Source organism: Pseudomonas lalucatii, assembly GCF_018398425.1.
Lineage (GTDB): Bacteria > Pseudomonadota > Gammaproteobacteria > Pseudomonadales > Pseudomonadaceae > Aquipseudomonas > Aquipseudomonas lalucatii.
In genome coordinates, this window is sequence record NZ_JADPMV010000002.1 from 669,107 (window position 1) to 694,127 (window position 25,021).

Below are 25,021 nucleotides of genomic sequence, written 5' to 3' on the forward strand. Positions count from 1 at the left end.
GTACTGACTTCGGCTGCGCTGTTCAGTCTCTAGGATAATGCCACGCGCCGGTGACAAAAAAGCCGCCCGGAGGCGGCTTGTTTTCGTGCATCAGGCCTGCGGGCGCATGTGCGGGAAGAGGATCACGTCGCGAATCGACGGCGCATCGGTGAGCAGCATGACCAGACGGTCGATGCCGATGCCCTCGCCGGCGGTCGGCGGCATGCCGTACTCCAGGGCGCGGACGAAGTCGGCGTCGTAGTGCATGGCCTCGTCGTCGCCGGCGTCCTTGTCCGCCACCTGGGCCATGAAGCGCTCGGCCTGGTCCTCGGCATCGTTCAGCTCGGAGTAGGCGTTGGCGATCTCGCGGCCGCCGATGAACAGCTCGAAGCGGTCGGTGACGCTCGGGTCCTGGTCGTTGCGCCGGGCCAGCGGCGACACCTCGAAGGGGTACTGGGTGATGAAGGTCGGCTGCTCCAGCTTGTGCTCGACCAGCTCCTCGAAAATCATCACCTGCAGCTTGCCCAGGCCCTCGAAGCCCAGCACCTTGGCGCCGGCCGCCTTGGCGATGGCACGGGCCTTGTCGATGTCGCGCAGGTCCTGCGCGCTGATCTCGGGGTTGAACTTGAGGATGGAGTCGAACACCGACAACCGGGCGAAGGGCTCGCCGAAGTGGAACACCTTGCCCTGGTAGGGCACGTCGGTGCTGCCCAGCACCAGCAGGGCCAGCTCGCGGAACAGTTCCTCGGTCAGGTCCATGTTGTCTTCGTAGTCGGCGTAGGCCTGGTAGAACTCGAGCATGGTGAACTCGGGGTTGTGCCGGGTCGACACGCCCTCGTTGCGGAAGTTGCGGTTGATCTCGAAGACCTTCTCGAAGCCGCCGACCACCAGGCGCTTGAGGTACAGCTCCGGGGCGATGCGCAGGAACATCTGCATGTCCAGGGCGTTGTGGTGGGTCTCGAACGGCTTGGCCGCGGCGCCGCCGGGGATGCTCTGCAGCATCGGCGTCTCCACTTCGAGGAAGTCGCGCTGCATGAGGAAGTTGCGGATATGGGCGATCACCTGGGAGCGCACGCGGAAGCTGTGGCGCACCTCCTCGTTGACCATCAGGTCGACGTAGCGCTGGCGATAGCGCTGCTCGGTGTCGGTCAGGCCGTGGAACTTGTCCGGCAGCGGGCGCAGCGACTTGGTCAGCAGGCGCACCTCGGTCATTTCCACGAACAGGTCGCCCTTGCCGGAACGGGCCAGGGTGCCCTCGGCGGCGATGATGTCGCCCAGGTCCCAGTGCTTGACCGCTTCCAGGGTCTCGGCCGGCAGGGTCTTGCGGTTGACGTAGAGCTGGATGCGCCCGCTCATGTCCTGGATCACCATGAAGGCGCCGCGGTTGAGCATGATGCGCCCGGCGACCTTGACCGGAATGGCGGCCTCGGCCAGGGCCTCCTTGGAGGCGTCGACGTACTGTTTCTGCAGGTCCGCGCAGTAGCAGGTACGGCGGAAGTCATTGGGGAAGGGATTGCCCTGCTCGCGCAAGGCGGCGAGCTTTTCCTTGCGCTGGGCAATCAGCTTGTTTTCTTCCTGTTGCAGTTCGTGCTGGTCGTGGTCGAGAGGTTGGTCGCTCATGGTCTGTCGTCTATTCCTGTAACCCTAGGTTGGCGCTGAGCGCAGCGATGCCCAACATCCGGCCTCTGGGCCGGCCTGCTACGCGCATGCAGCGCCGCTCGTCGGGCCTGACGCGGCCCGACCTGCATGGCGTGAGTGTTACAGCCCCTGTTTCAGGCTGGCCTCGAGGTACTCGTCGATATCGCCGTCGAGCACGTTGACGCAATCGCTTCGCTCGATATTGGTGCGCAGATCCTTGATCCGCGACTGGTCGAGCACATAGGAGCGGATCTGGTGGCCCCAGCCGATGTCCGACTTGGAGTCTTCCAGGGCCTGGGAGGCGGCGTTGCGCTTCTGCATCTCCTGCTCGTACAACTTGGCCCGCAGCATCTTCATGGCGGTGTCCTTGTTGGCGTGCTGGGAGCGCTCGTTCTGGCAGCTGACCACGGTATTGGTCGGCACGTGGGTGATACGCACCGCCGAGTCGGTGGTGTTGACGTGCTGACCGCCGGCCCCGGAGGAGCGGTAGGTGTCGATGCGCAGATCGGCCGGGTTGATCTCGATCTCGATGTTGTCGTCGATTTCCGGGGAGACGAACACCGCGGTGAACGAGGTGTGGCGGCGGTTGCCGGAGTCGAACGGGCTCTTGCGCACCAGGCGATGCACGCCGATCTCGGTGCGCAGCCAGCCGAAGGCGTATTCGCCCTTGATATGCACTGTGGCGCCCTTGATGCCCGCCACTTCGCCGGCGGACAGCTCCATGATGGTGGCGTCGAAGCCACGCTTGTCGGCCCAGCGCAGGTACATGCGCAGCAGCATGTTGGCCCAGTCCTGGGCCTCGGTGCCGCCGGAGCCGGCCTGGATGTCCAGGTAGGCGTTGTTCGGGTCCATCTCGCCGCTGAACATGCGGCGGAATTCCAGCTTCTCGAGGATCCCGCGCAGGCGCGCGACCTCGACGGCGACGTCGTCGACGGCGCCCTGGTCGCCTTCCTCGGCGGCCATCTCCAGCAGGTCGCGGGAGTCGGCCAGGCTGCCGCCCAGGTCATCGAGGGTCTCGACGATCAGCGCCAGGGAGGCGCGCTCACGCCCCAGGTTCTGGGCGTATTCCGGGTCGTTCCAGACGTTCGGGTCTTCCAGCTCGCGGTTTACTTCGACCAGACGATCATGCTTGTGATCGTAGTCAAAGATACCCCCGAATAGTCTGGGTGCGCTCGGACAGGTCCTTGATGCTGTTAAGGATCGGGTTGATTTCCATGGCAGGCGGCACTCGCAGGTCAAACTTTCGAAAAGCCGACGAGTATACCCCAGTCGGGCGGCGCCGACAGCCCACCCCGCCCCTTTGCGCCGAGCAGGGCGATACCCGGCGACAGTTCGTCGGATTCGCCGAGGCACACGCGCCGATATTGGCTAGCATCACAGCATAATCCGATCAGTAATTGACGCCGTTTAGATGGCGCACCAGAAGAATAACCCGGTTGCAGGCTATGGATCAGCGACAGCCCAGCAGTAGTCCCGACCATGACACAAAACCGGCCGCCCAAGCTCCACGCCCCTGCCCTCCGCTATCTGCGCATCCTGCTGGCGACATTGCTGTGCGCCATTGCCGGCCCCGGTCGCGCCGAGCCGACATCCGCCCTCGGCTCGGCCATCGCCGAGGCCCGCCTGACCAGCTGGCATATCCTGATCGCCCGGGGGCGTGACGCGGACGAGCGCAGCAAGCTGGAGGCGGTCAACGATTTCATCAACAATGCCGTGGCGTTCGGCGACGATCTCGACATCTGGGGCGAGGAAGAGTACTGGGCGACGCCGCTGCAGACCCTGACCCGCGGCCGCGGCGACTGCGAAGACTTCGCCATCGGCAAGTACTTCACCCTGGTGCGCATGGGCGTGCCCAGCGACAAGCTGCGCCTGACCTTCGTCAAGGCCCTGAGCCGCAATCAGGCGCACATGGTCTTGACCTACTACCCGACCCCCAACGCCCAGCCACTGGTCCTCGACAACCTCGAGCGCGACATCAGGCCTGCCGCCGAGCGCGGCGACCTGCTGCCGGTGTACGCCTTCAACCATCACGGCATCTTCCTGGCCAAGTCGCCGCAACAGAAATCCCGTCAGTCGCCACGGATGCTCTCGCGCTGGAGCGAGCTCAACGAACGCATCGTGGCCGACGGCGCCGGCCTGCCCGGCACCCCGGCACCCCGCCTGGACGGCGGGCAGGGCTGAGGCTCATACCGGCAGCGCCGCTCAGCGCGGCGCCAGGTGCGCCACCAGCAGCTGCACGCTCTCCTGGCCGCGGTACTCGTTGACGTCGAGCTTGTAGGCCAGCTCGACCCAGCGCACCATCGGGTTGGGCCAGACCTCGCGGTCGACGTTGAAGGCGATGCCGTCCAGGGTGCGGCCGCCACACTCGGTCTTGAGCACCAGCTTCAGGTGTTTGTCGCCCACCACGCGCTGCTGGACGATCTGGAACAGGCCGTGGAACAGCGGCTCGGGGAAATGCTGGCCCCAGGGCCCGGCATGACGCAGTTCCTTGGCCAGGGGCAGGTGGAACTCCTCCACCGACAGGCAGCCATCGGACAGCAGGCGCCCGGTCAGGTCCTCCTCGCAGAGCTGGCGGCGCACCTCGGCATCGAAGGCCACGGCGAAAGCGCCGAAGTGCTCCTGCGGCAGCGACAGCCCGGCGGCCATGGCATGCCCGCCGAACTTGCTGATCAGCCCAGGGTGGCGAGCCGCCACCGCATCCAGGGCGTCGCGGATGTGCAAACCCGGCACCGAGCGCGCCGAGCCCTTGAGCACGCCCGCGCCGGCATCGGCGAAGGCGATGGCCGGGCGGTGGTAGCGCTCCTTCAGGCGCGAGGCGAGGATGCCGATCACCCCCTGATGCCAGTCCGCCTCGAACAGGCACAGGCCGAACGGCAGGCTTTCCACCGGCAGCTCCTTGAGCTGGGCCAGGGCCTCGCGCTGCATGCCCTGCTCGATGGCCTTGCGGTCCTGGTTGAGCTGGTCCAGCTGTACCGCCATGTCGCGCGCCAGCGCCTCGTCCTCGCACAGCAGGCATTCGATGCCCAGGCTCATGTCGTCCAGGCGTCCGGCGGCGTTCAGGCGCGGCCCGAGGATGAAGCCCAGGTCGGTGGAGCTGATGCGCCCAGGGTCGCGCCCGGCCACCTCGAGGATCGCCCGCAGCCCGGGCCGGGCCCGGCCGGCGCGGATGCGCGCCAGGCCCTGATGCACCAGGATGCGGTTGTTGGCATCCAGCGGCACCACGTCGGCCACGCTGCCCAGAGCCACCAGATCGAGCAGTTCGGCCAGGTTCGGCTCGGCCACGCTGGCCCGGGCGAACCAGTCCAGCTCGCGCAGCCGCGCACGCAGGGCCAGCAGCACGTAGAACATCACGCCGACCCCGGCCATGGCCTTGCTCGGAAATTCGCAACCCGGCTGATTGGGGTTGACGATGGCGTCGGCCGCCGGCAGCTCGGGGCCGGGCAGGTGGTGATCGGTGACCAGCACCTTGAGCCCGGCAGCCTTGGCCGCCGCCACGCCCTCGACGCTGGAGATGCCGTTGTCCACGGTGATCAGCAATTGCGGCTGGCGCTCGAGGGCGACGGCGACGATTTCCGGGGTCAGGCCGTAGCCGTATTCGAAGCGATTGGGCACCAGGTAATCGACCTGGGCGGCACCGAGCAGGCGCAGGCCCAGCACCCCGACCGTACTGGCGGTGGCGCCGTCGGCGTCGAAGTCGCCGACGAGCAGCAGGCGCTGGCGCCGCTCCAGGGCCTCGACCAGCAGGGCAACCGCCGCCTCGATACCCTTGAGCTGCCGGTAGGGAATCAACCGCGCCAGGCCCTTGTCCAGCTCGGCCGCCGACTGCACGCCGCGGGCGGCGTAGAGACGGGTCAGCAGCGGCGGCAGATCGCCCAGGTCGGGCAGGGTTTCAGGCAGCGGGCGGGGTTCGATACGCATCGGGGTTCCAGTATCTGTTCTATGCAAACAAACCGTGGGGCGGTAAACCGCGCTGCGATTTCCACCGGAAGCCGGTGGAGGCAAACAGCGGCAGCCACCCCACGAAAGCGATCAGCGGTCGCCGACCAGCCACTCCAGGGGGATCTCGTGCTGGCCGCGCTCGTCGGTGACGAACAGCTCGCCGTCGCTGATCATCACGCTCCAGCTCAGCGCCCGCGGCATGTCCAGGGCCAGGCTGGCGAGGGCCTCCTGGCCCACCGCGACGACGTTGATGTTCTTCAGGCTGCGTACCGGGTCGAGCGCCTTGGTCTGCCACACCCGCAGGTTGCCGTAGGCCACCAGGCTGAACTTCTCGGTGCGCCGCGAGCACCAGGTGATGCGTTCGCTGTCCGGCTGGCCGACCTCGATCCAGTGCAGCACCCGGTCGTCCAGGCTCTTCTCCCACAACGCCGGCTCATCGACATCGGACAGGCCACGACCGAAGGCCAGCTGCTCGTGATAGAACAGCGCATAGGCGATCAGCCGCGCGGCCAGGCGCTCCTCGGTTTCCGAGGGATGGCGAGCGACGGTGAAACGCAGGCTCTGGTAGACGCTGCGGTCGATATCGGTGAGGTTCAGGTCGATCTTGTAGGTGGTGGACGGCAGGGCCATTGGCGGGCTTCTTGGCTGGGCGAAAAGGCCGCAAGTCTAACCCGAAACGGCCACCGCCGGGCCGGCGCGTCAGCAACGCATCTGCCGTTCGCTACCGTCCTCGGGGTCCAGGTAATGGATGATCGCCTGGCTGGTGCTCAGCTCGACCTGCAGCCGGCAATGGTGCTGGCCGTGGCGCCAGGCCATCGCCAGGCTGCTGTCGCCGGACTGGATCAGCTCGAAGCGCCCGTCGAAGGCCGGGTGCCGGCAGCGAAAGCGCATCAGCGCCAGCAGGCGCTGCACCACCGGCCGCTGCAGCGCCTCCTGCGCCTCGGCCAGGCCGTAGTAGTGGCGATTGACGTCGCGCGCCTCGCCACTGCGTTCGGCCAGCTCGAAATCGTTGCAACCCGCCAGCAGGCCGACGTAGTAGACCTGGGGAAGGCCCGGGGCAAAAAACTGGATGGCCCGCGCGGCGATATAGGCCTCGTCGTTGCGCATCAGCGCCTCGTAGAAGGTGCAGGTCAACTGGTAGATGGCCCCGACGCTGTGCACGTTGACCGCCGAGCGGCGCATGATCGGATCGGCGCTGCGGGTCGAGACCTCGTCGACCAGGTAGCGGATCTCCGCCTCCGGCAGCACGCCCTCGACATCGGGAATGCAGATGCCGTCATGGGTATCCAGCACGGTGATCTGGTTGCGCGGGCACATGCGCAGCCACTGCTTGAGGTAGCGGCCGTTGCCGGCGAGGAAGGCATGCAGCACCAGGGGCGGCAGGGCGAAGGCATAGGGGCGCATGCCGCGCCGCGAGATGGCGTACTGGTAGCTGATGTGGTCGTGCACCTCCGGGAGCATCTCGGCGCCGTACTTGGCGCCGGTCTCGCGAAACCATTCGAGGATGCGGTAGACGTCCGGCTCGACCAGGAAGCAGCTGCTGCCGATGCGCTTGGTGGTGTAGCCGAAGGCGTCCAGGCGGAACAGCTTGACCCCGCGCGCGGCGAGGAAGGCCATGTACTCCTCCATCAACCGGTAGGTCTGCGGCGACTCGTAGTTCAGGTCGATCTGCCGCTCGGTGAAGGTGCACCAGACCCGACACTGGCTGCCATCGGCCAGCTGCACCCGGCGAAAGGGCTCCTTCTCCTTGCGGATATGGATCTTCGCCAGGTCCTCCAGGGCGATCTCGCCCAGCTTGTCGACCTGCACGAACAACTCGGCATGGGGCGATGCCTGGCCCCGGGCGAGGAAGTCGAGGAACTGCGGCGACTCGTCGGCGATATGGCTGATGATCAGGTCGACGCACAGGTCGAAGCGCGCCGAGATGCGCTCCACGTCCGCCCAGTCGCCGTAGCGCGGGTCCACCGCCATATGGGTCAAGGGCGAGAAGCCGCCGTCGGCATTGGACGGGTACAGCGGCAGGATGTGCACGCCGCCCAGGGCATCGCCCAGCCGCCCGTCGAGCAGCTGGTAGAGCTCGCCGAGGTTGCGGCCGAGGCGGTCGGGATAGGTGATCAACTGGACGGCGTTGCGCAGTGGCATGCGTACTCCCGACGGCTTGAGTGCATTGCGAGCCCATGGCCCCTGCCCCCTCGTGTAGGTGAAACCCCGCCGGTTCGTCAAGCCGGGCACCCTGGCGCAGCCGTGCCGGAGGCGGCGAGCCGGGCGCGACCGATCGACCTCCAGCCCAGGCCGGGCAACGCCTCCCGCCGCAAACGCATCGACCACCGCCGCCGCGGTAAATTTTCCGCCCGGCGCGCCCCCGGCCGCGCACAATCGAATAGGCTAGGCGCAGCCAACTGTCCACGGAGCCAACATGCACGCCGCCAAACCCCTCGCCGGCCTGAAAGTGATCGAACTCGGCAGCCTGATCGCCGGCCCCTTCGCCGCGCGCATCTGCGCCGAATTCGGCGCCGAGGTGATCAAGGTCGAGTCGCCCGACGGCGGCGACCCCCTGCGCAAGTGGCGCAAGCTGTACGAGGGCACCTCGCTGTGGTGGTTCGTGCAGGCGCGCAACAAACGCTCGATCACCCTCAACCTGAAGCACGAGCAGGGTCGCGAGGTGCTGCTGAAACTGCTCGCCGAGGCCGACATCCTGATCGAGAACTTTCGCCCCGGGGTGCTGGAGAAGCTCGGTCTGGGCTGGGACGTGCTCCACGCACTGAACCCCGGGCTGGTGATGGTGCGCCTGTCCGGCTTCGGCCAGAGCGGGCCGCTGAAGGACCAGCCGGGCTTCGGCGCGGTGGGCGAGTCCATGGGCGGACTGCGCTACATCACCGGCTTCGAGGACCGCCCGCCGGTGCGCACCGGCATCTCCATCGGCGACTCGATCGCCGCCCTGTGGGGGGTGATAGGCGCGCTGATGGCCCTGCGCCACCGCGAGGTGGGCGGCGGCCAGGGCCAGGTGGTGGATGTGGCCCTGTACGAGGCGGTGTTCGCCATGATGGAGTCGATGGTGCCGGAGTTCGACGTGTTCGGCTTCATCCGCGAACGCAGCGGCAACATCATGCCCGGCATCACCCCCTCCTCCATCCACACCAGCGCCGATGGCCGCCATGTGCAGATCGGCGCCAACGGCGACGCCATCTTCCAGCGCTTCATGCGCGCCATCGGCCGCGACGACCTGGCCGACGACCCGCAACTGGCCAGCAACGACGGCCGCGATGCGCGCCGCGACGAGCTGTACGGGGTGATCGACCGCTGGGTCGGCGCCCTGCCGCTGGAGCAGGTGCTGGCGACCCTGAGCCAGGCCGAGGTACCGGCCAGCCGCATCTTCAGCGCCGCAGACATGTTCAACGACCCGCAGTTTCTCGCCCGCGAGATGTTCCTCAGCGCCAAGCTGCCGGACGGCACGCCGTTCAAGATGCCGGGCATAGTGCCCAAGCTGTCGGAGACACCGGGATCGACGGAGTGGATCGGGCCGCAGCTCGGCGAACACACCGAGACCCTGCTCGCCGAGCTAGGCTATGACTATGAACAGGTCGCCGAATTGCGTCGCAACGGCGCGATCTGACGGCGGCCGGGAGTGGCTGGATGCAGGCCGAACACGCGCTGCCGGAGGACGTGACCCGCGCCCTGCGCGCCGGTCAGCGGCAGAAGGCCATCGCGCTGCTGCGCGCGCACCGGAGCATCGCTACGGAAGAGGCCGAGGCCCAGATCGAGCGCTACCTGGAGGACAACCCGCCGATCCCCCTGCGCGGCCCCGGCGTGGTGGCCTCCAGCAGGTTGAACGCGCTGGTCTGGCTGACCCTGATCCTGCTGATGGGCCTGGCCTACTGGCTGCTGTCCGGCTAGCTAGAGCCGACGACTGAACAGCAGCAGAACCACGCCCAGCAGCAGGCTCAGCAGCAGCCAGAACGTCAGGCCATGCCGGTGCCGGGCCGGGCGCCCCGCCCCGTGCAGTTCGGGGTGGGCGCGCAGGTAGGCGTCCACGTCCTGCTTGGCCTGCTGCAGACCCAGCCCGCGCTCTTCCCGCAGGCGCTTGATCGCCTCGATCTTGCGCCCCTGTCGCAATGCCGCCTGCACCTGGGGCGGCAGGTCATCCCGCTGCCGAATCATGGTCCACCTCGCATCAGCACATTCTGAGCCTAGCCGCCCGGGCCGCGCCCTGCCGGCCGTGGGCGCAGAAACGCACAAGCCCGGGGCCGCCAGAGGCGACACCGGGCTTGTGCAGAGCAATGCCTGAGGCTTAGAGCGGCTTGCCGCGATTGCCGTGCTGGGCGACGAAGCCCTGAATGGTCTTCAGGTCGTTGGCCAGCACGGTGCAGCGTTCCTCGCGTTCGAACAGGTCGACCAGGTGCGCCGGCAACGCCGGAGCCTGGCCGACCCCGGCCTTCTCCACCGCCTCGGGGAACTTGACCGGGTGCGCGGTACCGAGGATCACCATGGGGGTTGCCAGGCTGCGCCGACACTCGCGGGCGGCGCGCACGCCGATGGCGGTGTGCGGGTCGAGCAACTCGCCGCACTCGGCATGGACCTCGGCGATGGTCTCGCAGGTCTGCGCATCGTCCACCGCCAGGGAGTCGAACAGCTTGCGCGCCTCGGTCCAGCGATCCTCCTCGACGCTGAAGCCGCCGCCCTGCTTGAAGGTGGCCATCAGCTCGGCGATGGCCGCGCCACTGCGGCCATGCAGATCGAACAGCAGGCGTTCGAAGTTCGACGACACCATGATGTCCATGGACGGCGACAGGGTCGGGTGCAGGGTGTCCTTGACGTACTGGTTGCCGCTCATGAAACGGTGCAGGATGTCGTTGCGGTTGGTGGCGACGATCAGCTGGCTGATCGGCAGGCCCATGTTGCGCGCCAGGTAGCCGGCGAAGATGTCGCCGAAGTTGCCGGTCGGCACCGAGAAGGCCACCGAACGGGCCGGACCGCCGAGCTGCAGCGCGGCGTGGAAGTAGTAGACGATCTGGGCCATGATCCGCGCCCAGTTGATCGAGTTGACCGCCACCAGGCGCGTGCCCTTGAGGAAGCCCTGGTCGGCGAAGCTGGCCTTGACCATCTCCTGGCAGTCGTCGAAGTTGCCCTCAACGGCGATGTTGTGGATGTTGTCGCCGAGGATGGTGGTCATCTGCCGGCGCTGCACCTCCGACACCCGGTTGTGCGGGTGCATGATGAAGATGTCGACATGCGCGCAGGCCTTGCAGCCCTCGATCGCCGCCGAGCCGGTGTCACCGCTGGTGGCGCCCATGATCACCACGCGCTCGCCGCGCTTGGAGAGCACGTGGTCGAGCAGGCGACCGAGCAGCTGCAGGGCGAAGTCCTTGAACGCCAGGGTCGGACCGTGGAACAGCTCCAGCACCCACTCGTTGCCGTTCAGCTGGCGCAGCGGCGCCACGGCGTTGTGGGCGAACACGCCGTAGGTTTCCTCGAGGATCTTCTTGAATTCGGCATCATTGATGCTGTCGGCGACAAACGGGCGCATCACCCGGAAGGCCAGCTCGTGGTAGGGCAGGCCGGTCCAGGAGGCGATCTCCTCCTGGGTGAAGCGCGGCAGGTTCTCCGGTACGTAGAGGCCGCCATCGCTGGCCAGACCGGCCAGCAGCACCTCTTCGAAGTTCAGGGCCGGGGCCTGGCCGCGGGTACTGATATAACGCATGGCTCTGCTCCTCAGACCAGTTGCTCGACACGGATGCGCACGACGCTGCCGACCACGTCGTCCAGCGCCTCCAGGGCGGCGATGGCCTCGTTGATGCGCGCCTCGACCACCCGGTGGGTGACCAGGATCATCGGCACCAGGCCGTCGTGCTCCTCGACCTCCTTCTGCATGATCGACTCGATGTTGATGCCGCGCTCGGAGAGGATGCTCGCCACCTGGGCCAGCACGCCCGGGTGATCCTTGGCCTGGATGCGCAGGTAGTAGGCACTCTCGCAGGCGTCGATCGCCAGGATCGGGTGGTCGGACAGCGAGTCCGGCTGGAACGCCAGGTGCGGCACGCGGTTGGTCGGGTCGGTGGTCAGCGCGCGGACCACGTCGACCAGGTCGGCCACCACCGACGAGGCGGTCGGCTCCATGCCGGCGCCGGCACCGTAGAACAGGGTCGAGCCCGCCGCATCGCCGTTGACCATCACCGCGTTCATCACGCCATTGACGTTGGCGATCAGGCGATCGGCCGGGATCAGGGTCGGATGCACGCGCAGTTCGATACCGGCCGCGGTGCTGCGCGCCACGCCCAGGTGCTTGATGCGATAGCCCAGGGCCTCGGCGTAGCCCACGTCGGCCGTGGTCAGCCTGGTGATGCCCTCGGTGTAGGCCTTGTCGAACTGCAGCGGGATGCCGAAGGCGATGGAGGCGAGGATGGTCAGCTTGTGCGCGGCATCGATGCCTTCGACGTCGAAGGTCGGATCGGCCTCGGCGTAGCCCAGGGCCTGGGCCTCCTTGAGCACGTCCTCGAAGGCGCGGCCTTTCTCGCGCATCTCGCTGAGGATGAAGTTGCCGGTGCCGTTGATGATGCCGGCCAGCCAGTTGATGCGGTTGCCGGCCAGCCCCTCGCGGATCGCCTTGATCACCGGGATGCCGCCGGCCACGGCCGCCTCGAAGGCGACGATCACGCCCTTCTCGCGGGCCTTGGCGAAGATCTCGTTGCCGTGCACGGCGATCAGCGCCTTGTTCGCGGTGACCACGTGCTTGCCGTTGTCGATGGCCTTGAGCACCAGCTCACGGGCCAGGGTATAGCCGCCGATCAGCTCGATGACGACCTCGATCTCGGGGTTGTCGACCAGCTCGAAGACATCCTTGGTAATCGCGATACCGGTAATGTCGCACTGCGGGTTCTGCGAACGCAGCGCAATCTGCGCCACCTCGATGCCACGCCCGGCACGACGCGCGATTTCCTCGGCGTTGCGCTGGAGCACGTTGAAGGTACCGCCACCGACGGTGCCCAACCCACAGATGCCTACTTTGACCGGTTTCACACTGAACTCCCCATCTGCACTGCATAAAACGGCCGGAGCGAGCCCCGGCCGTGGAAAAGAGCCGCACATTACGAAGCGGCCGTTTATTAGTCAATCGACCACAGGCCTGTAGTTACTTGGCCTCCAGCGCCTGCTGGGCCAGCTGCGGCGCCGGCTGATAACCCGGGATCAGCTTGCCATTGGCCAGGACGATGGCCGGCGTGCCGCTGACCCCGATCATCTGCCCCAGGGCGTACTGCCGGGCCACCGGGTTGTCGCACTGGGCCTCGGGCACGTCCTTGCGGGCCTTGGCCAGGTCCATCGCCGCCTGACGATCCTGGGCGCACCAGACGCTGACCAGTTCCTTGTAGGCCGCCCCCTGCAAGCCCTGGCGCGGGAAGGCCAGATAACGCACCTCGACGCCGAGCTTGTTGAGCTCGGGCACCTCGCTGTGCAGCTTCTGGCAGTAGCCGCAGTCGGTGTCGGTGAACACGGTGATATGGGTCTTGGCCTGCTGGGCCGGGAACACCACCATTTCCTTGGCGGGAACGCCGTTGATCTGCTGGGCTATGGCGCGGCTTTCCTGCTCTTCGGTCAGGTTGATCGCCTGACCGTCCTTGAACTGATAGAGGTAGCCCTGCAGGACGAACTGGCCGTCGGCACTGGCATAGAGCTGGCGCCCACCCTTGAGCTGGACCTGATACAGCCCCGGCATCGGGCTCTCGGCGATGGCCTCGATCGGCATGTCGGGCTGGATCGACAGCAGGTTCTGGCGAATCGCCTGGTCGGGATCTGCGGCCAGGCTGAGGGTGCTGGCCAGAGCGAGGGCTACGGCCGCAGAGAGGCGGGTCAGACGCATGGAAACTCCTGTCGAGCGACGGACAAACGAAGATCGGCACAGCCTACCATAGAAGCCCGCGAAGGCAGACGGCGGCAGCCGGACGGCCGAGTCAGCCGCGCGGATGGTGTTCGGCATGCAGCGCCTGCAGCCGTGCGCGGGCGACATGGGTGTAGATCTGCGTAGTCGACAGGTCGCTATGCCCCAGCAGCATCTGCACCACGCGCAGGTCGGCGCCGTGGTTGAGCAGGTGGGTGGCGAAGGCATGGCGCAGGGTGTGGGGCGACAACGCCTGGGCGATACCGGCCACCCGGGCCTGGAGCTTGATGCGGTGCCAGAAGGTCTGCCGGGTCATCTGCTCGCCCCGCAGGCTGGGGAACAACACATCGCTGGGCTTGCCACCGAGCAGCAGCGGCCGCGCCTCCCTGCTGTAGCGCTCGATCCAGGCGATGGCCTCCTCGCCCAGGGGCACCAGGCGCTCCTTGCTGCCCTTGCCGAAGACCCGCAGTACCCCCTGGCGCAGGTTGACCTGCTCCAGGGTCAGGCCGACCAGCTCGCTGACCCGCAGGCCACAGGCATAGAGCACCTCGAGCATGGCTCGGTCGCGCAGGCCGAGGGGGTCGTCCAGTTCGGGCGCCGCCAGCAGCGCCTCGACGTCGGCCTCGGAGAGCGACTTGGGCAGCGGCCGACCGAGCTGGGGCAGGTCCACCTGCAGGGTCGGATCGACGGCAATCAGCCCCTCGCGCACCAGGTAGCGATACAGGCCCCGCGCCGCGGAAAGAAAGCGTGCGGTGGAGCGCGCCTTGTAGCCCTGGTTCAGGCGCCAGGCCAGGTGATCGAGCACGGCTTCGCGCCCGACCCGCTCCAGCAGCAGTCCGCGCTCGTCCAGCCAGGCGTTGAAATGCGCCAGGTCGCTGCGATAGGCCGCACGGGTATGCTCGGACAGGCCCTTTTCCAGCCACAGGGCATCGAGAAAGCGGTCGATCAGCGGGTGGTCTATGGCGGGCATGGAAGAGAGCTATGGCGGTGCCTGAAAGCGCGCTAGTCTTTCACAGCCTGGGCAAGTACGACCAGCGCCTCGCACTCAAGGACTCTCGATGAACGAACAGCAAATCCTCTTCGCCTTCGCCACCATCGGCGCCTCCGCCCTCGCCTGCCAGTGGCTGGCCTGGCGCCTGCGCCTGCCGGCGATCCTGTTTCTGCTGGTCTGCGGCATTCTCGCCGGACCGGTGCTCGGCTGGCTCGATCCCCAGGCCCTGTTCGGCTCCCTGCTGTTCCCCATGGTGTCGATGGCCGTGGCGCTGATCCTGTTCGAAGGCAGCCTGACCCTGCACCTGTCCGAATGGCGCGAGATCGGCACGGTGGTCCGACGCATGGTCACAGTGGGGGCCCTGGCCACCTGGGCGGTGATCGCCGTCGCCACCCACTACCTGCTCGGCTTCACCTGGGAGATGGCGCTGCTGTTCGGCACCCTGACCCTGGTCACCGGGCCCACGGTGATAGTGCCCATGCTGCGGGTGGTGCGACCCAAGGCCTCGGTGGCCAATATCCTGCGCTGGGAAGGCATCGTCATCGACCCGATCGGCGCCCTGCTGGCGGTGGTGGTGTTCAGCTTCATCATCGCCAGCGGCGAGGGCGAGGGCTGGAGCCAGAGCCTGACCACCTTCGCCGGGGTGATCCTCTGCGGCAGCCTGTTCGGCGTCGTCGGTGGCTGGGCCCTCGGCCAGGTGCTGCGACGCCAGTGGCTGCCGGACTACCTGCACAACCTCGCCGTACTGGCCACGGTACTCGGCGTATTCATCGCCTCCAACGAGGTGATGCACGAGTCCGGACTGCTGGCCGTGACCCTGATGGGCATGTGGCTGGCCAACATGAAGGGCGTGGACGTGCGGCACATCCTGCACTTCAAGGAGAACCTCAGCGTGCTGTTGATCTCCGGCCTGTTCATCCTGCTGGCCGCGCGCCTCGACCTGGCGGCCCTGCTCGCCTTGGGCCCGGCGGTCCTGCTGCTGCTGGCGATCATCCAGTTCGTCGCCCGCCCGCTGAACGTGGCCTTGTCCACCTTCGGCTCCAGCCTCAACTGGCGCGAGCGCGCCCTGCTGGCCTGGATCTCCCCGCGCGGCATCGTCGCGGCCGCCGTCTCGGCGATCTTCGCCATCCGCCTGAGCGAAACCGGCCACGCCGGCGCCGAGCTGCTGGTGCCGCTGACCTTCGCCGTGATCATCGGCACCGTGGTGCTGCAGAGCGCCACCGCCCGCCCCCTGGCCAGCCTGCTCAAGGTCGCCGAGCCGGCTCCCAGTGGCTTTCTCATCGTCGGCGCCAACCCGGTGGCACGCACCATCGGCAAGGCCCTGCAGCAACTCGGCTGCCGCGTGCTGCTGACCGACTCGAGCTGGGAGAACATCCGCGCCGCGCGCATGGACAACCTGCCGACCTACTTCGGCAACCCCGCCTCCCAGCACGCCGAGGCACACCTCGACCTGGTCGGCATCGGTCACCTGCTGGCGCTGTCGCCGGCCGGCGAACTGAACACCCTGGCGAGCATGCGTTTTCGCCACGAGTTCGGCCACACCCGCCTGTTCAGCCTGGCCAGTGGCCAGGAGAGCCGCCGCAGCGACAAGCACCGCGCCAGCGACGAGCATCGCGGCCGCCCACTGGGCAGCCAGCCGCTGACCTACCCCCATGCCGCCAGCCGCCTGGCCCAGGGTGCCGAGCTGTACAGCACGACCCTGACCGACAGCTTCACTTGGAGCGAGTACCAGGCGCTGCACGGCTCGCGCGCCACGCTGCTGTTCGCCCGTGACCGCGAGGGCTGGGTGCACGTGGTGACGCCGCAAAGCAGCCTGCGCCCGCAGACCGGCTGGACCCTGGTGGCCCTGATCGAGGCCCAGGCGAGCGATACCGCGAACGCCAAGCAGGAGAGCCTGCAGGCCTCATAACCCGCCATGCCCTCGCCGCGCGCCGCCAACACCCCAGCTGGCGCGCCCGGCCCGGCCACACCGGCCAAGAGCAGGGACCGGCGGGCGCCCTGACTGGTCGATCAGGTCGAAACCGGACACCCCGCCGCCGCAGGGCCCAGTGGCGAATACCGGCCCGCACCGGACGAATACATGCCACACCGCGCCCCGAACGCCCGCCGTCCGCGCCACGCCAGCCGCAGAAAACCCGCCCCAGAAACGAAAAAAGCAGCCCGAGGGCTGCTTTTTTCTGCAGGGAAACGCGCCTTAGGCGAGCTTCTCCTTGATGCGTGCGGCCTTGCCGGACAGGTCACGCAGGTAGTACAGCTTGGCCTTGCGCACGTCGCCGCGACGCTTGACCGCCAGGCTGTCGACCAGCGGGCTGTAGGTCTGGAAGGTACGCTCGACGCCCACGCCGTTGGAGATCTTGCGCACGGTGAAGGCGCTGTTCAGACCGCGGTTGCGCTTGGCGATGACGACGCCTTCGAAGGCCTGCAGACGCTGACGATCGCCTTCCTTCACCTTGACCTGAACGACGACGGTGTCGCCCGGGGCAAAGGTCGGGATCTCTTTGCTCATCTGCTCAGCTTCGATCTGCTGAATAATCTTGTTGGTCATGCTGCGCTCCTAAGACGGGCCACCTGGCCGGTCATCGATACGTTAACTATCGTCCCGCTGGCGGATGTATTCCTCCAGCAGCTTCTTCTCTTCTCCAGAAAGCGAGCGGCTATCCAGAAGATCGGCGCGGCGCTCCCAGGTCCGACCAAGGGACTGCTGCAAGCGCCAGCGCCGGATGTGTTCGTGGTTGCCACTAAGCAACACCTCGGGAACACGCTTATCCGCATACACCTCCGGGCGGGTGTAGTGCGGGCAGTCGAGCAAGCCATCCGTAAAGGAGTCTTCCTCGGCCGAGTCCGCATGACCTAATGCACCAGGCAAAAGGCGCGTTACCGCGTCGATCAGCACCATGGCCGGCAGCTCACCGCCGGACAGGACGTAGTCCCCGATCGACCATTCTTCATCCACGTGCGCCTCGATAAAGCGCTCGTCGATGCCTTCGTAGCGCCCGGCGATGAGGATCAACGCCTCCTGCTCCGCCAGTGCGCGTACCGCTGACTGGGTCAGCTGACGACCCTGCGGCGACAGGTAGATCACCTTCGCCTCACCACCCGCGGCCTGCTTTGCCTCGAGCAAGGCGTCCTCGAGCGGCTTGATCTTCATCACCATGCCCGGGCCACCACCGAAAGGCCGGTCATCCACGGTGTGGTGACGGTCTGTGGTGTAGCTCCGCGGATTCCAACAGGTCAGCTGCAACAGCCCCTGTTTCACCGCACGACTGGTGATGCCGTAGTCGCCGATGGCGGCAAACATCTCCGGAAACAGCGTAATGACTTCGACACGCAAGCCTGGCATGGTGTTCAGAAGTCCGCGTCCCAGTCGACCCGCATTTCACCGGCCGCCAGGTCGATCGCCAACACGCACTGCTCCGTATAGGGCAACAGACGCTCGCGATCATCCAGGCTGCCCGCGCAGGCCTTGACCACCATCACATCGTTGGCGCCGGTCTCGAACAGATGGTCGATCCTGCCGAGCAACTGCCCTGCCTGATCGATGACCCTGAGACCTTCCAACTGATACCAGTAGTACTCGCCGTCGCCGAGCGACGGCAGTTCGCTGCGGGGGACGCAGATCTCGAAGCCGGCGAATGTACGCGCCACTTCCCGATCATCGAGCCCCTCGAGCTTCGCCACCAGGACCTTGCCCTGCAAGCGACCACTGGCCAATTCGACCTGCTTTACCTCGCCGTCGCGCTTGAGCGTCCAACGGCGGTAATCGAGCACGTTATCCACGGGATCGGTAAAGGAGTACACCTTCACCTCTCCTCGCACGCCATGCACCGAAACGATCTTGCCGAGTACAACCAGGTCCTCGGCGGGTGCCGGCGTCGTGCTCATAGGAGTGCTTAGGCAGCGGCCTTAGCAGCTTCCTTGAGCAGCTGAGCAACACGCTCAGACGGCTGCGCGCCCTGGCTCAGCCAGTAGCTGACGCGCTCTTGATTCACGGACAGCTTCACTTCGGCACCCGAGGCAACCGGATTGAAGAAACCGACGCGCTCAACGAAGCGACCATCGCGCGCATTGCGGCTGTTGGTCACGGTCAGGTGGTAGAAGGGGCGCTTTTTGGAGCCGCCACGGGCAAGACGGATGGTTACCATTGAACTTCGTTCCTGTAGTCGGTGCTGCAAAACTGAAATGCACGCATAGGGCACTAGGCCCGAAAGGCCGCATATTCTAAGGATTATCCGGCTTTTTGCAAATCTCTTTTTCCGGCCGCCGGTCGCCGCCGACGCCAAGCCCACAGCCGCGCGCCCCGCGAGCGCGCGCCGGGGTCACATCTTCGGCAGACCGCCGCCGGGGAACATGCCGCCCATCCCGCGCATCATCTTGGCCATGCCGCCCTTGGCGGTGAACTTCTTCATCATCTTCTGCATCTGCTTGTGCTGCTTGATCAGCCGCCCGATGTCCTGCACCTGGGTGCCGGAACCCAGGGCGATACGGCGCTTGCGCGAACCGCTGATGATCTCCGGATCGCGGCGCTCGGCGGGGGTCATGGAGTTGATGATCGCCTCCATCTGCTTGAACTGCTTTTCCGCCGCGCCCTGGGCATTGCCCATCTGCGCCAGGTTGACGCCGCCCATCTGCGGCAGCTTGTCCATCAGGCCGCCGAGGCCGCCCATGTTCTTCATCTGCTGCAGCTGATCGCGGAAGTCTTCGAGGTCGAAGCCCTTGCCCTTCTTCAGCTTCTTGGTCAGCTTCTCGGCCTTCTCGCGGTCGAGGGTCTGCTCGGCCTGCTCGATCAAGCTGAGCACGTCGCCCATGCCGAGGATGCGCGAGGCGATCCGCTCCGGATGGAAGGGCTCGAGCGCCTCACTCTTCTCGCCCATGCCGATGAACTTGATCGGCTTGCCGGTGATATGGCGAACCGACAGGGCGGCACCGCCGCGGGCATCGCCGTCGACCTTGGTCAGCACCACGCCGGTCAGCGGCAGCGCGTCGGCGAAGGCCTTGGCGGTGTTGGCGGCGTCCTGGCCGGTCATGGCATCGACCACGAACAGCGTCTCGACCGGCTTGATCGCGCCGTGCAGCACCTGGATCTCGGCCATCATCTCGGAGTCGATGGCCAGGCGCCCGGCGGTATCGACTATCACCACATCGATGAACTTGAGCTTGGCTTCCTTGATCGCCGCCTCGGCGATCGCCACCGGCTTCTGACTGATGTCCGAGGGGAAGAAGGTCACCCCGACATCGGCGGCCAGGGTCTCCAGCTGCTTGATCGCCGCCGGGCGATAGACATCCGCCGAGACCACCAGCACGCTCTTCTTCTTGCGTTCCTTGAGAAAGCGCGCCAGCTTGCCCACCGTGGTGGTCTTACCGGCCCCCTGCAGGCCAGCCATCAACACTACCGCCGGCGGCGCGGCATTCAGGGCGAGATCCTCGTTGGCCGCGCCCATCAGCTCTTCCAGTTCGGCGCGGACGATCTTCACGAAGGCCTGGCCCGGGGTCAGGCTCTTCGATACCTCGGTGCCGACGGCCCGCTCCTTGACCTTGCCCACGAAGTCCTTGACCACCGGCAGCGCGACGTCGGCCTCGAGCAGGGCCATGCGCACTTCGCGCAGGGTGTCTTTGATGTTGTCCTCGGTCAGCTTGGCTTTGCCAGTGACGTTTCGCAGGGTCTGCGAGAGGCGGTCGGTAAGATTTTCGAACATGCGCGTTCCTTTCGGGTTCTTCTGAACCGAGGCTGAGCTTGCGGCAGGCGGCGGATTATAGCGGAGAGTACCGGGCGCCGACACCGCCAGCGGTCTTTCGTGGGGCGCCGGTTGTATGCCACACTCAGCGCCTTTCGGGCCTGCCTAACAAGGATTTATGCACCCTCTGCTGCCCAGCCTCGCAGCCGCCTGCCTGTACGCCGGCGCCACTGCCTACCAGAGCCTTCGACTCACCCGGCGCGCCGTGCCGGACAAACGCCTGCTGGCCCTGCTCGGCGTGCTCGCCCTGCTCTTCCATGGCGCCAGCCTGTTCGCCCAGATGAACCATGCCAGCGGCCTGGCCCTGGACTTCTTCAATGCCGCCAGCCTGATCGCCTTCGCGGTGATCCTGCTGAGCCTGCTGGCCTGCTCGCGCATGCCGGTGGAGAACCTGCTGCTGCTGCTCTACCCCCTGGGCTGCCTGACGGTGCTGCTGGCGCAGTTCATGCCCAACGGCACCCTGCGGCCGATCAACGAGGAACCCGGCATCCTCGCCCATATCCTGCTGTCGGTGATCGCCTATGGCATCCTCACCATCGCCGTGTTCCAGTCCCTGCTGCTGTTGCTGCAGGACTACCAGCTCAAGCACAAGCACCCGTCCGGCCTGATCAAGAGCTTCCCGCCACTGCAGACCATGGAGAGCCTGCTGTTCGGCTTCCTCTGGGCCGGCTGGGTGCTGCTCTCGCTGTCGCTGCTGTCCGGCGCGCTGTTTCTCGACGACCTGTTCGCCCAGCACCTGGCGCACAAGACCATCCTCTCCAGCTTCGCCTGGGTGGTGTTCGCCGTGCTGCTGTGGGGCCGCCATCAGCTCGGCTGGCGCGGACACAAGGCCATCCGCTGGACCCTGGCGGGCTTCTGCCTGCTGATGCTGGCGTACTTCGGCAGCAAGCTGGTTCGCGAATTCATCCTGCATATCTAGGCCCGCCCCGTGGACAACCTACACCCCGGCTTCTTGATCGGCCTACTGGTCTTCCTGCTGGCCTGCTCGGCCTTCTTCTCCAGCTCGGAGACCGGCCTGCTCAGCCTCAACCGCTACCGCCTGCGCCACATGGCCAAGGAGGGCCATCGCGGCGCCAAGCGGGTCAGCGACCTGCTCAGCCGCCCGGACCGCCTGCTCGGTACCATCCTGATCGGCAACAACTTCGTCAACATCCTCGCCTCGGCCATCGCCACCGTGCTGGCCATCCAGCTATGGGGCGAGGCCGGCATCGCCATCGCCACCATCGGCCTGACCGTGGCGCTGCTGATCTTCGGCGAGATCACCCCCAAGACCCTGGCCGCCCTGCATCCGGAGCGGGTCGCCTACCCCTTCAGCCTGCCGCTGTTGCTGCTGCTCAAGCTGTTCTACCCCCTGGTGGTGCTGCTCGGCTGGATCAGCAACGGCCTGCTCAGACTGCTCGGCGTCGACCCGGCCAGCAAGAGCAGCGACAGCCTGACCACCGAGGAGCTGCGCAGCGTGGTGCGCGAGTCCGGCCACGAGCTGCCGAAGAACCGCCAGAGCATGCTGCTGGGCATCCTCGACCTGGAGAAGGTCACGGTCAACGACATCATGATCCCGCGCAACGAAGCGGTCGGCATCGACCTGGACGACGACATCGAGACCATCATCGCCCAGCTGCGCACCACCCCGCACACCCGCCTGCCGGTGTTCCGCGAGGACATCAACCAGATCGAGGGGGTGGTGCACATGCGCCAGATCGCCCGCCTGCTGAGCCACAACCAGCTGACCAAGGAGGCCCTGCTCGGCGCCTGCAACGAGCCCTACTTCGTCCCGGAAAGCACGCCGCTGTCGACCCAGCTGATCAACTTCCAGAAGCACAAGCGGCGCATCGGCATAGTGGTCGACGAATACGGCGACGTGATCGGCATCGTCACCCTGGAGGACATCCTCGAGGAGATAGTCGGCGACTTCAACAACCAGGACAGCCTGCGCAGCCCGGACATCCACCCCCAGGAAGACGGCACCCAGGTGATCGACGGCGCCGCCTATATCCGCGAAGTGAACAAGGCACTCGACTGGCACCTGCCCTGCGACGGCCCCAAGACCCTCAACGGCCTGATCACCGAGGCCCTGGAGAGCATTCCCGACAGCGCCGTGTGCCTGAAGATCGGCCCCTACCGCCTGGAAATCCTGCAGTCCTCGGAGAACCGGGTGAAAAACGTGCGGGTCTGGCAGGTCAGCCCGCAGACCCAGCCGGAACCCACGCAGGAGTGAGGGCCCCGGCCACCCCTTCGGCCCACAGGCGATAGCCCAGGCCGGACGGGTGATAGCCGTCCAGGGCCATGTACTCGGCGGAAAACGCCAGGTCCAGCGCACAGTAGTCGGCCCTCGCCCGACACGCCACCTCGCGCAGCCGTGCATCCAGCAACGCCGCCCGCATCCCGAGCAATGCCCGCAACAGCCAGGGCAAGGCGCGGAAATGCTGCAGAGGCGGCACCCCACTGAACGCCACCCGCGCACCACGCCCCTGCAGCGCCTCGGTCATGTCGCCGAGCGCCTGCTGCCAACGGCGCAGCGAGGTCACGGCCGTGCAGTCGTTGACGCCGAAGACCAGCAGCGCCAGTTCCGGCGCGTCATCCAGCACCTGCGGCAGCAGGCGCCGGCGGGCCTCGGCGGCGGTGATGCCGTTCTCGCCACAGGCCCGCCAGGCCACCGGCTGCCCCAGGCGCTCGGCCAGGGCCTGGGCCAGGCAGCCGACCAGGGCGTGCCGCAGGCAGCTGACCCCGACACCCACGACCGTCGATTCGCCGAGCACCAGCAGACGCAGGGGCGCACCCGGCAATTGCCCGCCGGCCACGCCACGCAGCGCTCCGCCGCCGGCGCCAGCCGCAGCGCCCTACGACGGCTGTGCAGCGCCAGCGGCACGACCAGCGGCAGCACCGGCGCAGCGCGCGCCAGGCGCTCACAGCTCGACGCTGACCGCCCGGGCCGCACGCGCGGCCTTGTCACGTGCCGCCTGCAGCGATTCATCGCGGGCCAGGGCCACCCCCATGCGCCGCTGGCCGTTGACCTGCGGCTTGCCGAACAGGCGCAAGGCGGTGTCCGGTTCGGCCAGGGCGGCGTCGAGGTTGGCGAAAGCCACCTGGCGCGACTCGCCTTCGGCCAGCAGCACCGCCGAAGCCGAGGGCCCCAGCTGGCGGACCGCCGGGATCGGCAGGCCGAGGATGGCCCGAGCATGCAGGGCGAACTCGGACAGGTCCTGGGAGATCAGGGTGACCAGGCCGGTGTCGTGGGGGCGCGGCGATATCTCACAGAACCACACCCGGTCGCCCTTGACGAACAGCTCGACGCCGAACAACCCACGACCGCCCAGGGCTTCGGTCACCGCCAGGGCGATGCGCTCGGCTTCGGCCCGGGCCTTGGCACTCATCGGCTGCGGCTGCCAGGACTCCTGATAGTCGCCCCTGACCTGGCGATGGCCGACCGGCGCGCAGAAGGTGGTGCCGCCGGCGTGGCGCACGGTGAGCAAGGCGATCTCGTAGTCGAAGTCGACGAAGCCCTCGACTATCACCCGCCCCTTGCCGGCACGGCCGCCGGCCTGGGCGTAGTCCCAGGCCGCCTGCAGGTCATCGATGGACTTGAGCAACGACTGGCCCTTGCCCGAGGAGCTCATGATCGGCTTGATCAGGCAGGGAAAGCCCAGTACCTGCACGGCCGCACGGCACTGCTCGAAGGAGTCGGCGAAGCGATAGGGCGAGGTCGGCAGGCCCAGCTCCTCGGCCGCCAGGCGGCGGATGCCCTCGCGGTTCATGGTCAGTTGGGCGGCACGGGCGCTGGGGATCACGCAGTAGCCCTCGGCCTCCAGCTCGACCAGGGTGGCGGTGGCGATGGCCTCGATCTCCGGGACGATGTAGTGCGGCCGCTCCAGCTCGATCACCGCCCGCAGCGCCGCGCCGTCGAGCATGTCCAGAACATGGCTGCGGTGCGCCACCTGCATGGCCGGAGCATTGGCATAGCGATCGACGGCGATCACCTCGACGCCGAAGCGCTGCAGCTCGATCACCACTTCCTTGCCCAGCTCACCAGCGCCACAGAGCAGGACGCGGGTCGCACTCGGCGACAGCGGGGTTCCGATACGGGACATAGGACTTCCTTAGGGCAGTGCGAATAAGAAGGGGCTGCGGCGATGAATGGATGGCACCTAGAGCAGCACGCCCCTGGCCCGGGCACGCTCATGACAGCGCGCCAGCACCTGGCGCCGCTCGCCGTCGTCCATCCGGCTCCAGCGGCTGATCTCGCCGGCGCTGCGCTGGCAACCGATGCAGATATCCTCGTCGTCAAGCGCGCAGATGTTCACGCAGGGCGAGGCGACCGGACGCGGCGCGCGACTCATGCCTCCTGCTCGGCCAGCTCGCGGGCGTAGCGTTGGGCGTTGTGCACATAGTGGGCGGCGCTGGCCTCGAGCATCCTCTTCTGCTCCTCGCTCAGGGCACGAATCACCTTGCCCGGCGAGCCGACCACCAGCGAGCCATCGGGGATCTCCTTGCCCTCGCCGATCAGGGTATTGGCGCCGATGATGCAGTACTTGCCGATCTTGGCGCCGTTGAGCACCACGGCGTTGATGCCGATCAGGCTGTAGTCGCCCACCGAGCAGCCGTGCAGCATGGCCTTGTGGCCGATGGTCACGCCCTTGCCGATGGACAGCGGATAGCCCATGTCGGTGTGCATCACCGTACCGTCCTGCACGTTGCTCTGCTCGCCGATATGGATCAGTTCGTTGTCGCCGCGCAGCACCGCGTTGAACCAGACGCTGGCTCCGGCCTCCAGCCTGACCTTGCCGACCAGCGTGGCATTCGGTGCCGCCCAGCTGTCCGGGTGGGTCTCGACTTGCGCGTGCCCCAGGCGGTATTTCATGGATGGCTCCTCGTCGT

At 66.9% G+C, this 25,021-nt stretch carries 24 protein-coding genes and 1 pseudogene; 6 read left to right on the forward strand and 19 right to left on the reverse strand.

Going from position 1 to position 25,021, the window contains the following annotated elements; genetic code table 11:
- Positions 1 to 90: 90 nt before the first annotated feature.
- Together lysS and prfB are read right to left on the reverse strand one after the other, a co-directional pair.
- Positions 91 to 1,599, reverse strand: a complete 1,509-nt coding sequence (lysS, locus tag I0D00_RS16525) for a lysine--tRNA ligase (RefSeq protein ID WP_213640918.1) — start codon at positions 1,597 to 1,599, stop codon at positions 91 to 93.
- A gap of 138 nt (positions 1,600 to 1,737) precedes the next feature.
- Positions 1,738 to 2,833, reverse strand: a protein-coding gene (gene prfB, locus I0D00_RS16530) for a peptide chain release factor 2 (RefSeq protein WP_213640919.1) whose coding sequence is annotated in 2 segments (ribosomal slippage) — positions 1,738 to 2,760 and positions 2,762 to 2,833 — 1,095 coding nt in all. Because the reading frame shifts where the segments join, the coding sequence is not laid out codon by codon here.
- Between the two features lie 263 nt (positions 2,834 to 3,096).
- On the opposite strand from prfB, the gene I0D00_RS16535 reads away from it, so the two are divergent.
- Positions 3,097 to 3,798, forward strand: coding sequence for a transglutaminase-like cysteine peptidase (locus I0D00_RS16535; protein ID WP_213640920.1), 702 nt, complete (start codon positions 3,097 to 3,099; stop codon positions 3,796 to 3,798).
- Positions 3,799 to 3,819: 21 nt separating this feature from the next.
- On the opposite strand, the gene recJ is transcribed toward I0D00_RS16535, so the two are convergent.
- The 3 genes from recJ to gtfA all read right to left on the reverse strand — a co-directional run bounded on the left by recJ (position 3,820) and on the right by gtfA (position 7,698).
- Positions 3,820 to 5,535, reverse strand: coding sequence for a single-stranded-DNA-specific exonuclease RecJ (gene recJ / locus I0D00_RS16540; protein ID WP_213640921.1), 1,716 nt, complete (start codon positions 5,533 to 5,535; stop codon positions 3,820 to 3,822).
- Between the two features lie 111 nt (positions 5,536 to 5,646).
- Positions 5,647 to 6,186, reverse strand: a complete 540-nt coding sequence (locus I0D00_RS16545) for a YaeQ family protein (RefSeq protein WP_213640922.1) — start codon at positions 6,184 to 6,186, stop codon at positions 5,647 to 5,649.
- A gap of 69 nt (positions 6,187 to 6,255) precedes the next feature.
- Complete coding sequence (gtfA, locus tag I0D00_RS16550; RefSeq protein WP_213640923.1) at positions 6,256 to 7,698, reverse strand: sucrose phosphorylase; 1,443 nt, start codon at positions 7,696 to 7,698, stop codon at positions 6,256 to 6,258.
- A 274-nt stretch (positions 7,699 to 7,972) separates the two neighbouring features.
- Here gtfA and I0D00_RS16555 point away from each other — a divergent pair, with 274 nt between their 5' ends.
- Positions 7,973 to 9,169, forward strand: a complete 1,197-nt coding sequence (locus I0D00_RS16555; RefSeq protein WP_213640924.1) for a CaiB/BaiF CoA transferase family protein — start codon at positions 7,973 to 7,975, stop codon at positions 9,167 to 9,169.
- Between the two features lie 20 nt (positions 9,170 to 9,189).
- Positions 9,190 to 9,450 (forward strand): hypothetical protein, encoded by a 261-nt coding sequence (locus I0D00_RS16560; RefSeq protein ID WP_213640925.1) that lies wholly within the window; start codon positions 9,190 to 9,192, stop codon positions 9,448 to 9,450.
- On the opposite strand, the gene I0D00_RS16565 is transcribed toward I0D00_RS16560, so the two are convergent.
- From I0D00_RS16565 to xerD, 5 genes are all read right to left on the reverse strand, one after another.
- A complete protein-coding gene (locus I0D00_RS16565) occupies positions 9,451 to 9,714 on the reverse strand; it encodes a 50S ribosomal protein L7/L12 (protein WP_213640926.1) in 264 nt (87 codons plus the stop codon). It lies immediately after the preceding gene.
- A gap of 130 nt (positions 9,715 to 9,844) precedes the next feature.
- On the reverse strand, positions 9,845 to 11,254 hold the full coding sequence (gene thrC, locus I0D00_RS16570; RefSeq protein WP_213640927.1) for a threonine synthase: 1,410 nt from the start codon (positions 11,252 to 11,254) through the stop codon (positions 9,845 to 9,847).
- Between the two features lie 11 nt (positions 11,255 to 11,265).
- Positions 11,266 to 12,570, reverse strand: a complete 1,305-nt coding sequence (locus tag I0D00_RS16575; RefSeq protein ID WP_213640928.1) for a homoserine dehydrogenase — start codon at positions 12,568 to 12,570, stop codon at positions 11,266 to 11,268.
- Positions 12,571 to 12,682: 112 nt separating this feature from the next.
- Positions 12,683 to 13,408: a DsbC family protein gene (locus tag I0D00_RS16580; RefSeq protein ID WP_213640929.1), complete on the reverse strand. Its 726-nt coding sequence runs from the start codon at positions 13,406 to 13,408 to the stop codon at positions 12,683 to 12,685.
- A gap of 91 nt (positions 13,409 to 13,499) precedes the next feature.
- The gene (gene xerD, locus I0D00_RS16585; protein ID WP_213640930.1) at positions 13,500 to 14,396 is read right to left on the reverse strand and encodes a site-specific tyrosine recombinase XerD; all 897 of its coding nucleotides are present in this window, start codon (positions 14,394 to 14,396) and stop codon (positions 13,500 to 13,502) included.
- Between the two features lie 88 nt (positions 14,397 to 14,484).
- Here xerD and I0D00_RS16590 point away from each other — a divergent pair, with 88 nt between their 5' ends.
- A complete protein-coding gene (locus tag I0D00_RS16590; protein ID WP_213640931.1) occupies positions 14,485 to 16,326 on the forward strand; it encodes a cation:proton antiporter in 1,842 nt (613 codons plus the stop codon).
- A gap of 285 nt (positions 16,327 to 16,611) precedes the next feature.
- On the opposite strand, the gene rplS is transcribed toward I0D00_RS16590, so the two are convergent.
- The 5 genes from rplS to ffh all read right to left on the reverse strand — a co-directional run bounded on the left by rplS (position 16,612) and on the right by ffh (position 20,110).
- Positions 16,612 to 16,962 carry a 50S ribosomal protein L19 gene (gene rplS, locus I0D00_RS16595; protein WP_213640932.1) on the reverse strand — a complete coding sequence of 117 codons (351 nt, stop codon included), beginning with the start codon at positions 16,960 to 16,962 and terminating at the stop codon, positions 16,612 to 16,614.
- 42 nt (positions 16,963 to 17,004) lie between these two features.
- On the reverse strand, positions 17,005 to 17,757 hold the full coding sequence (gene trmD, locus I0D00_RS16600) for a tRNA (guanosine(37)-N1)-methyltransferase TrmD (protein ID WP_213640933.1): 753 nt from the start codon (positions 17,755 to 17,757) through the stop codon (positions 17,005 to 17,007).
- A 5-nt stretch (positions 17,758 to 17,762) separates the two neighbouring features.
- Positions 17,763 to 18,299: a ribosome maturation factor RimM gene (gene rimM / locus I0D00_RS16605; RefSeq protein ID WP_213640934.1), complete on the reverse strand. Its 537-nt coding sequence runs from the start codon at positions 18,297 to 18,299 to the stop codon at positions 17,763 to 17,765.
- 8 nt (positions 18,300 to 18,307) lie between these two features.
- Positions 18,308 to 18,559, reverse strand: a complete 252-nt coding sequence (rpsP, locus tag I0D00_RS16610) for a 30S ribosomal protein S16 (RefSeq protein ID WP_208708687.1) — start codon at positions 18,557 to 18,559, stop codon at positions 18,308 to 18,310.
- 174 nt (positions 18,560 to 18,733) lie between these two features.
- Positions 18,734 to 20,110: a signal recognition particle protein gene (gene ffh / locus I0D00_RS16615; RefSeq protein WP_213640935.1), complete on the reverse strand. Its 1,377-nt coding sequence runs from the start codon at positions 20,108 to 20,110 to the stop codon at positions 18,734 to 18,736.
- Between the two features lie 157 nt (positions 20,111 to 20,267).
- On the opposite strand from ffh, the gene I0D00_RS16620 reads away from it, so the two are divergent.
- Both I0D00_RS16620 and I0D00_RS16625 read left to right on the forward strand, forming a co-directional pair.
- Positions 20,268 to 21,068, forward strand: a complete 801-nt coding sequence (locus tag I0D00_RS16620; protein ID WP_213640936.1) for a cytochrome C assembly family protein — start codon at positions 20,268 to 20,270, stop codon at positions 21,066 to 21,068.
- 9 nt (positions 21,069 to 21,077) lie between these two features.
- On the forward strand, positions 21,078 to 22,364 hold the full coding sequence (locus I0D00_RS16625) for an HlyC/CorC family transporter (protein ID WP_213640937.1): 1,287 nt from the start codon (positions 21,078 to 21,080) through the stop codon (positions 22,362 to 22,364).
- On the opposite strand, the pseudogene I0D00_RS16630 reads toward I0D00_RS16625, so the two are convergent.
- From I0D00_RS16630 to I0D00_RS16645, 4 genes and pseudogenes are all read right to left on the reverse strand, one after another.
- Positions 22,327 to 23,120: pseudogene (locus I0D00_RS16630) on the reverse strand (SGNH/GDSL hydrolase family protein). The gene I0D00_RS16625 and the pseudogene I0D00_RS16630 overlap by 38 nt on opposite strands.
- Positions 23,053 to 24,234, reverse strand: coding sequence for a formate-dependent phosphoribosylglycinamide formyltransferase (gene purT, locus I0D00_RS16635; RefSeq protein WP_213640938.1), 1,182 nt, complete (start codon positions 24,232 to 24,234; stop codon positions 23,053 to 23,055). Before purT ends, I0D00_RS16630 begins: the two are co-directional and overlap by 68 nt.
- Positions 24,235 to 24,291: 57 nt before the next feature.
- A complete protein-coding gene (locus I0D00_RS16640; protein WP_213640939.1) occupies positions 24,292 to 24,483 on the reverse strand; it encodes a DUF1289 domain-containing protein in 192 nt (63 codons plus the stop codon).
- The gene (locus tag I0D00_RS16645) at positions 24,480 to 25,004 is read right to left on the reverse strand and encodes a gamma carbonic anhydrase family protein (RefSeq protein ID WP_213640940.1); all 525 of its coding nucleotides are present in this window, start codon (positions 25,002 to 25,004) and stop codon (positions 24,480 to 24,482) included. The genes I0D00_RS16640 and I0D00_RS16645 overlap by 4 nt, the downstream gene beginning before the upstream one ends.
- Positions 25,005 to 25,021: the final 17 nt, after the last annotated feature.

What these genes read in the sequence shown, in the direction of transcription:
- I0D00_RS16620 (WP_213640936.1), top strand. Translation starts at nt 20,268, where the DNA reads ATGCACCCTCTGCTGCCCAGCCTCGCAGCCGCCTGCCTGTACGCCGGC.
- rimM (WP_213640934.1), bottom strand. Translation starts at nt 18,299, where the DNA reads ATGAGCACGACGCCGGCACCCGCCGAGGACCTGGTTGTACTCGGCAAG.
- I0D00_RS16645 (WP_213640940.1), bottom strand. Translation starts at nt 25,004, where the DNA reads ATGAAATACCGCCTGGGGCACGCGCAAGTCGAGACCCACCCGGACAGC.
- rpsP (WP_208708687.1), bottom strand. Translation starts at nt 18,559, where the DNA reads ATGGTAACCATCCGTCTTGCCCGTGGCGGCTCCAAAAAGCGCCCCTTC.
- purT (WP_213640938.1), bottom strand. Translation starts at nt 24,234, where the DNA reads ATGTCCCGTATCGGAACCCCGCTGTCGCCGAGTGCGACCCGCGTCCTG.
- xerD (WP_213640930.1), bottom strand. Translation starts at nt 14,396, where the DNA reads ATGCCCGCCATAGACCACCCGCTGATCGACCGCTTTCTCGATGCCCTG.
- gtfA (WP_213640923.1), bottom strand. Translation starts at nt 7,698, where the DNA reads ATGCCACTGCGCAACGCCGTCCAGTTGATCACCTATCCCGACCGCCTC.
- lysS (WP_213640918.1), bottom strand. Translation starts at nt 1,599, where the DNA reads ATGAGCGACCAACCTCTCGACCACGACCAGCACGAACTGCAACAGGAA.
- I0D00_RS16565 (WP_213640926.1), bottom strand. Translation starts at nt 9,714, where the DNA reads ATGATTCGGCAGCGGGATGACCTGCCGCCCCAGGTGCAGGCGGCATTG.
- I0D00_RS16555 (WP_213640924.1), top strand. Translation starts at nt 7,973, where the DNA reads ATGCACGCCGCCAAACCCCTCGCCGGCCTGAAAGTGATCGAACTCGGC.
- ffh (WP_213640935.1), bottom strand. Translation starts at nt 20,110, where the DNA reads ATGTTCGAAAATCTTACCGACCGCCTCTCGCAGACCCTGCGAAACGTC.
- I0D00_RS16545 (WP_213640922.1), bottom strand. Translation starts at nt 6,186, where the DNA reads ATGGCCCTGCCGTCCACCACCTACAAGATCGACCTGAACCTCACCGAT.
- I0D00_RS16560 (WP_213640925.1), top strand. Translation starts at nt 9,190, where the DNA reads ATGCAGGCCGAACACGCGCTGCCGGAGGACGTGACCCGCGCCCTGCGC.
- I0D00_RS16590 (WP_213640931.1), top strand. Translation starts at nt 14,485, where the DNA reads ATGAACGAACAGCAAATCCTCTTCGCCTTCGCCACCATCGGCGCCTCC.
- I0D00_RS16580 (WP_213640929.1), bottom strand. Translation starts at nt 13,408, where the DNA reads ATGCGTCTGACCCGCCTCTCTGCGGCCGTAGCCCTCGCTCTGGCCAGC.
- thrC (WP_213640927.1), bottom strand. Translation starts at nt 11,254, where the DNA reads ATGCGTTATATCAGTACCCGCGGCCAGGCCCCGGCCCTGAACTTCGAA.
- trmD (WP_213640933.1), bottom strand. Translation starts at nt 17,757, where the DNA reads ATGCCAGGCTTGCGTGTCGAAGTCATTACGCTGTTTCCGGAGATGTTT.
- rplS (WP_213640932.1), bottom strand. Translation starts at nt 16,962, where the DNA reads ATGACCAACAAGATTATTCAGCAGATCGAAGCTGAGCAGATGAGCAAA.
- I0D00_RS16640 (WP_213640939.1), bottom strand. Translation starts at nt 24,483, where the DNA reads ATGAGTCGCGCGCCGCGTCCGGTCGCCTCGCCCTGCGTGAACATCTGC.
- recJ (WP_213640921.1), bottom strand. Translation starts at nt 5,535, where the DNA reads ATGCGTATCGAACCCCGCCCGCTGCCTGAAACCCTGCCCGACCTGGGC.
- I0D00_RS16535 (WP_213640920.1), top strand. Translation starts at nt 3,097, where the DNA reads ATGACACAAAACCGGCCGCCCAAGCTCCACGCCCCTGCCCTCCGCTAT.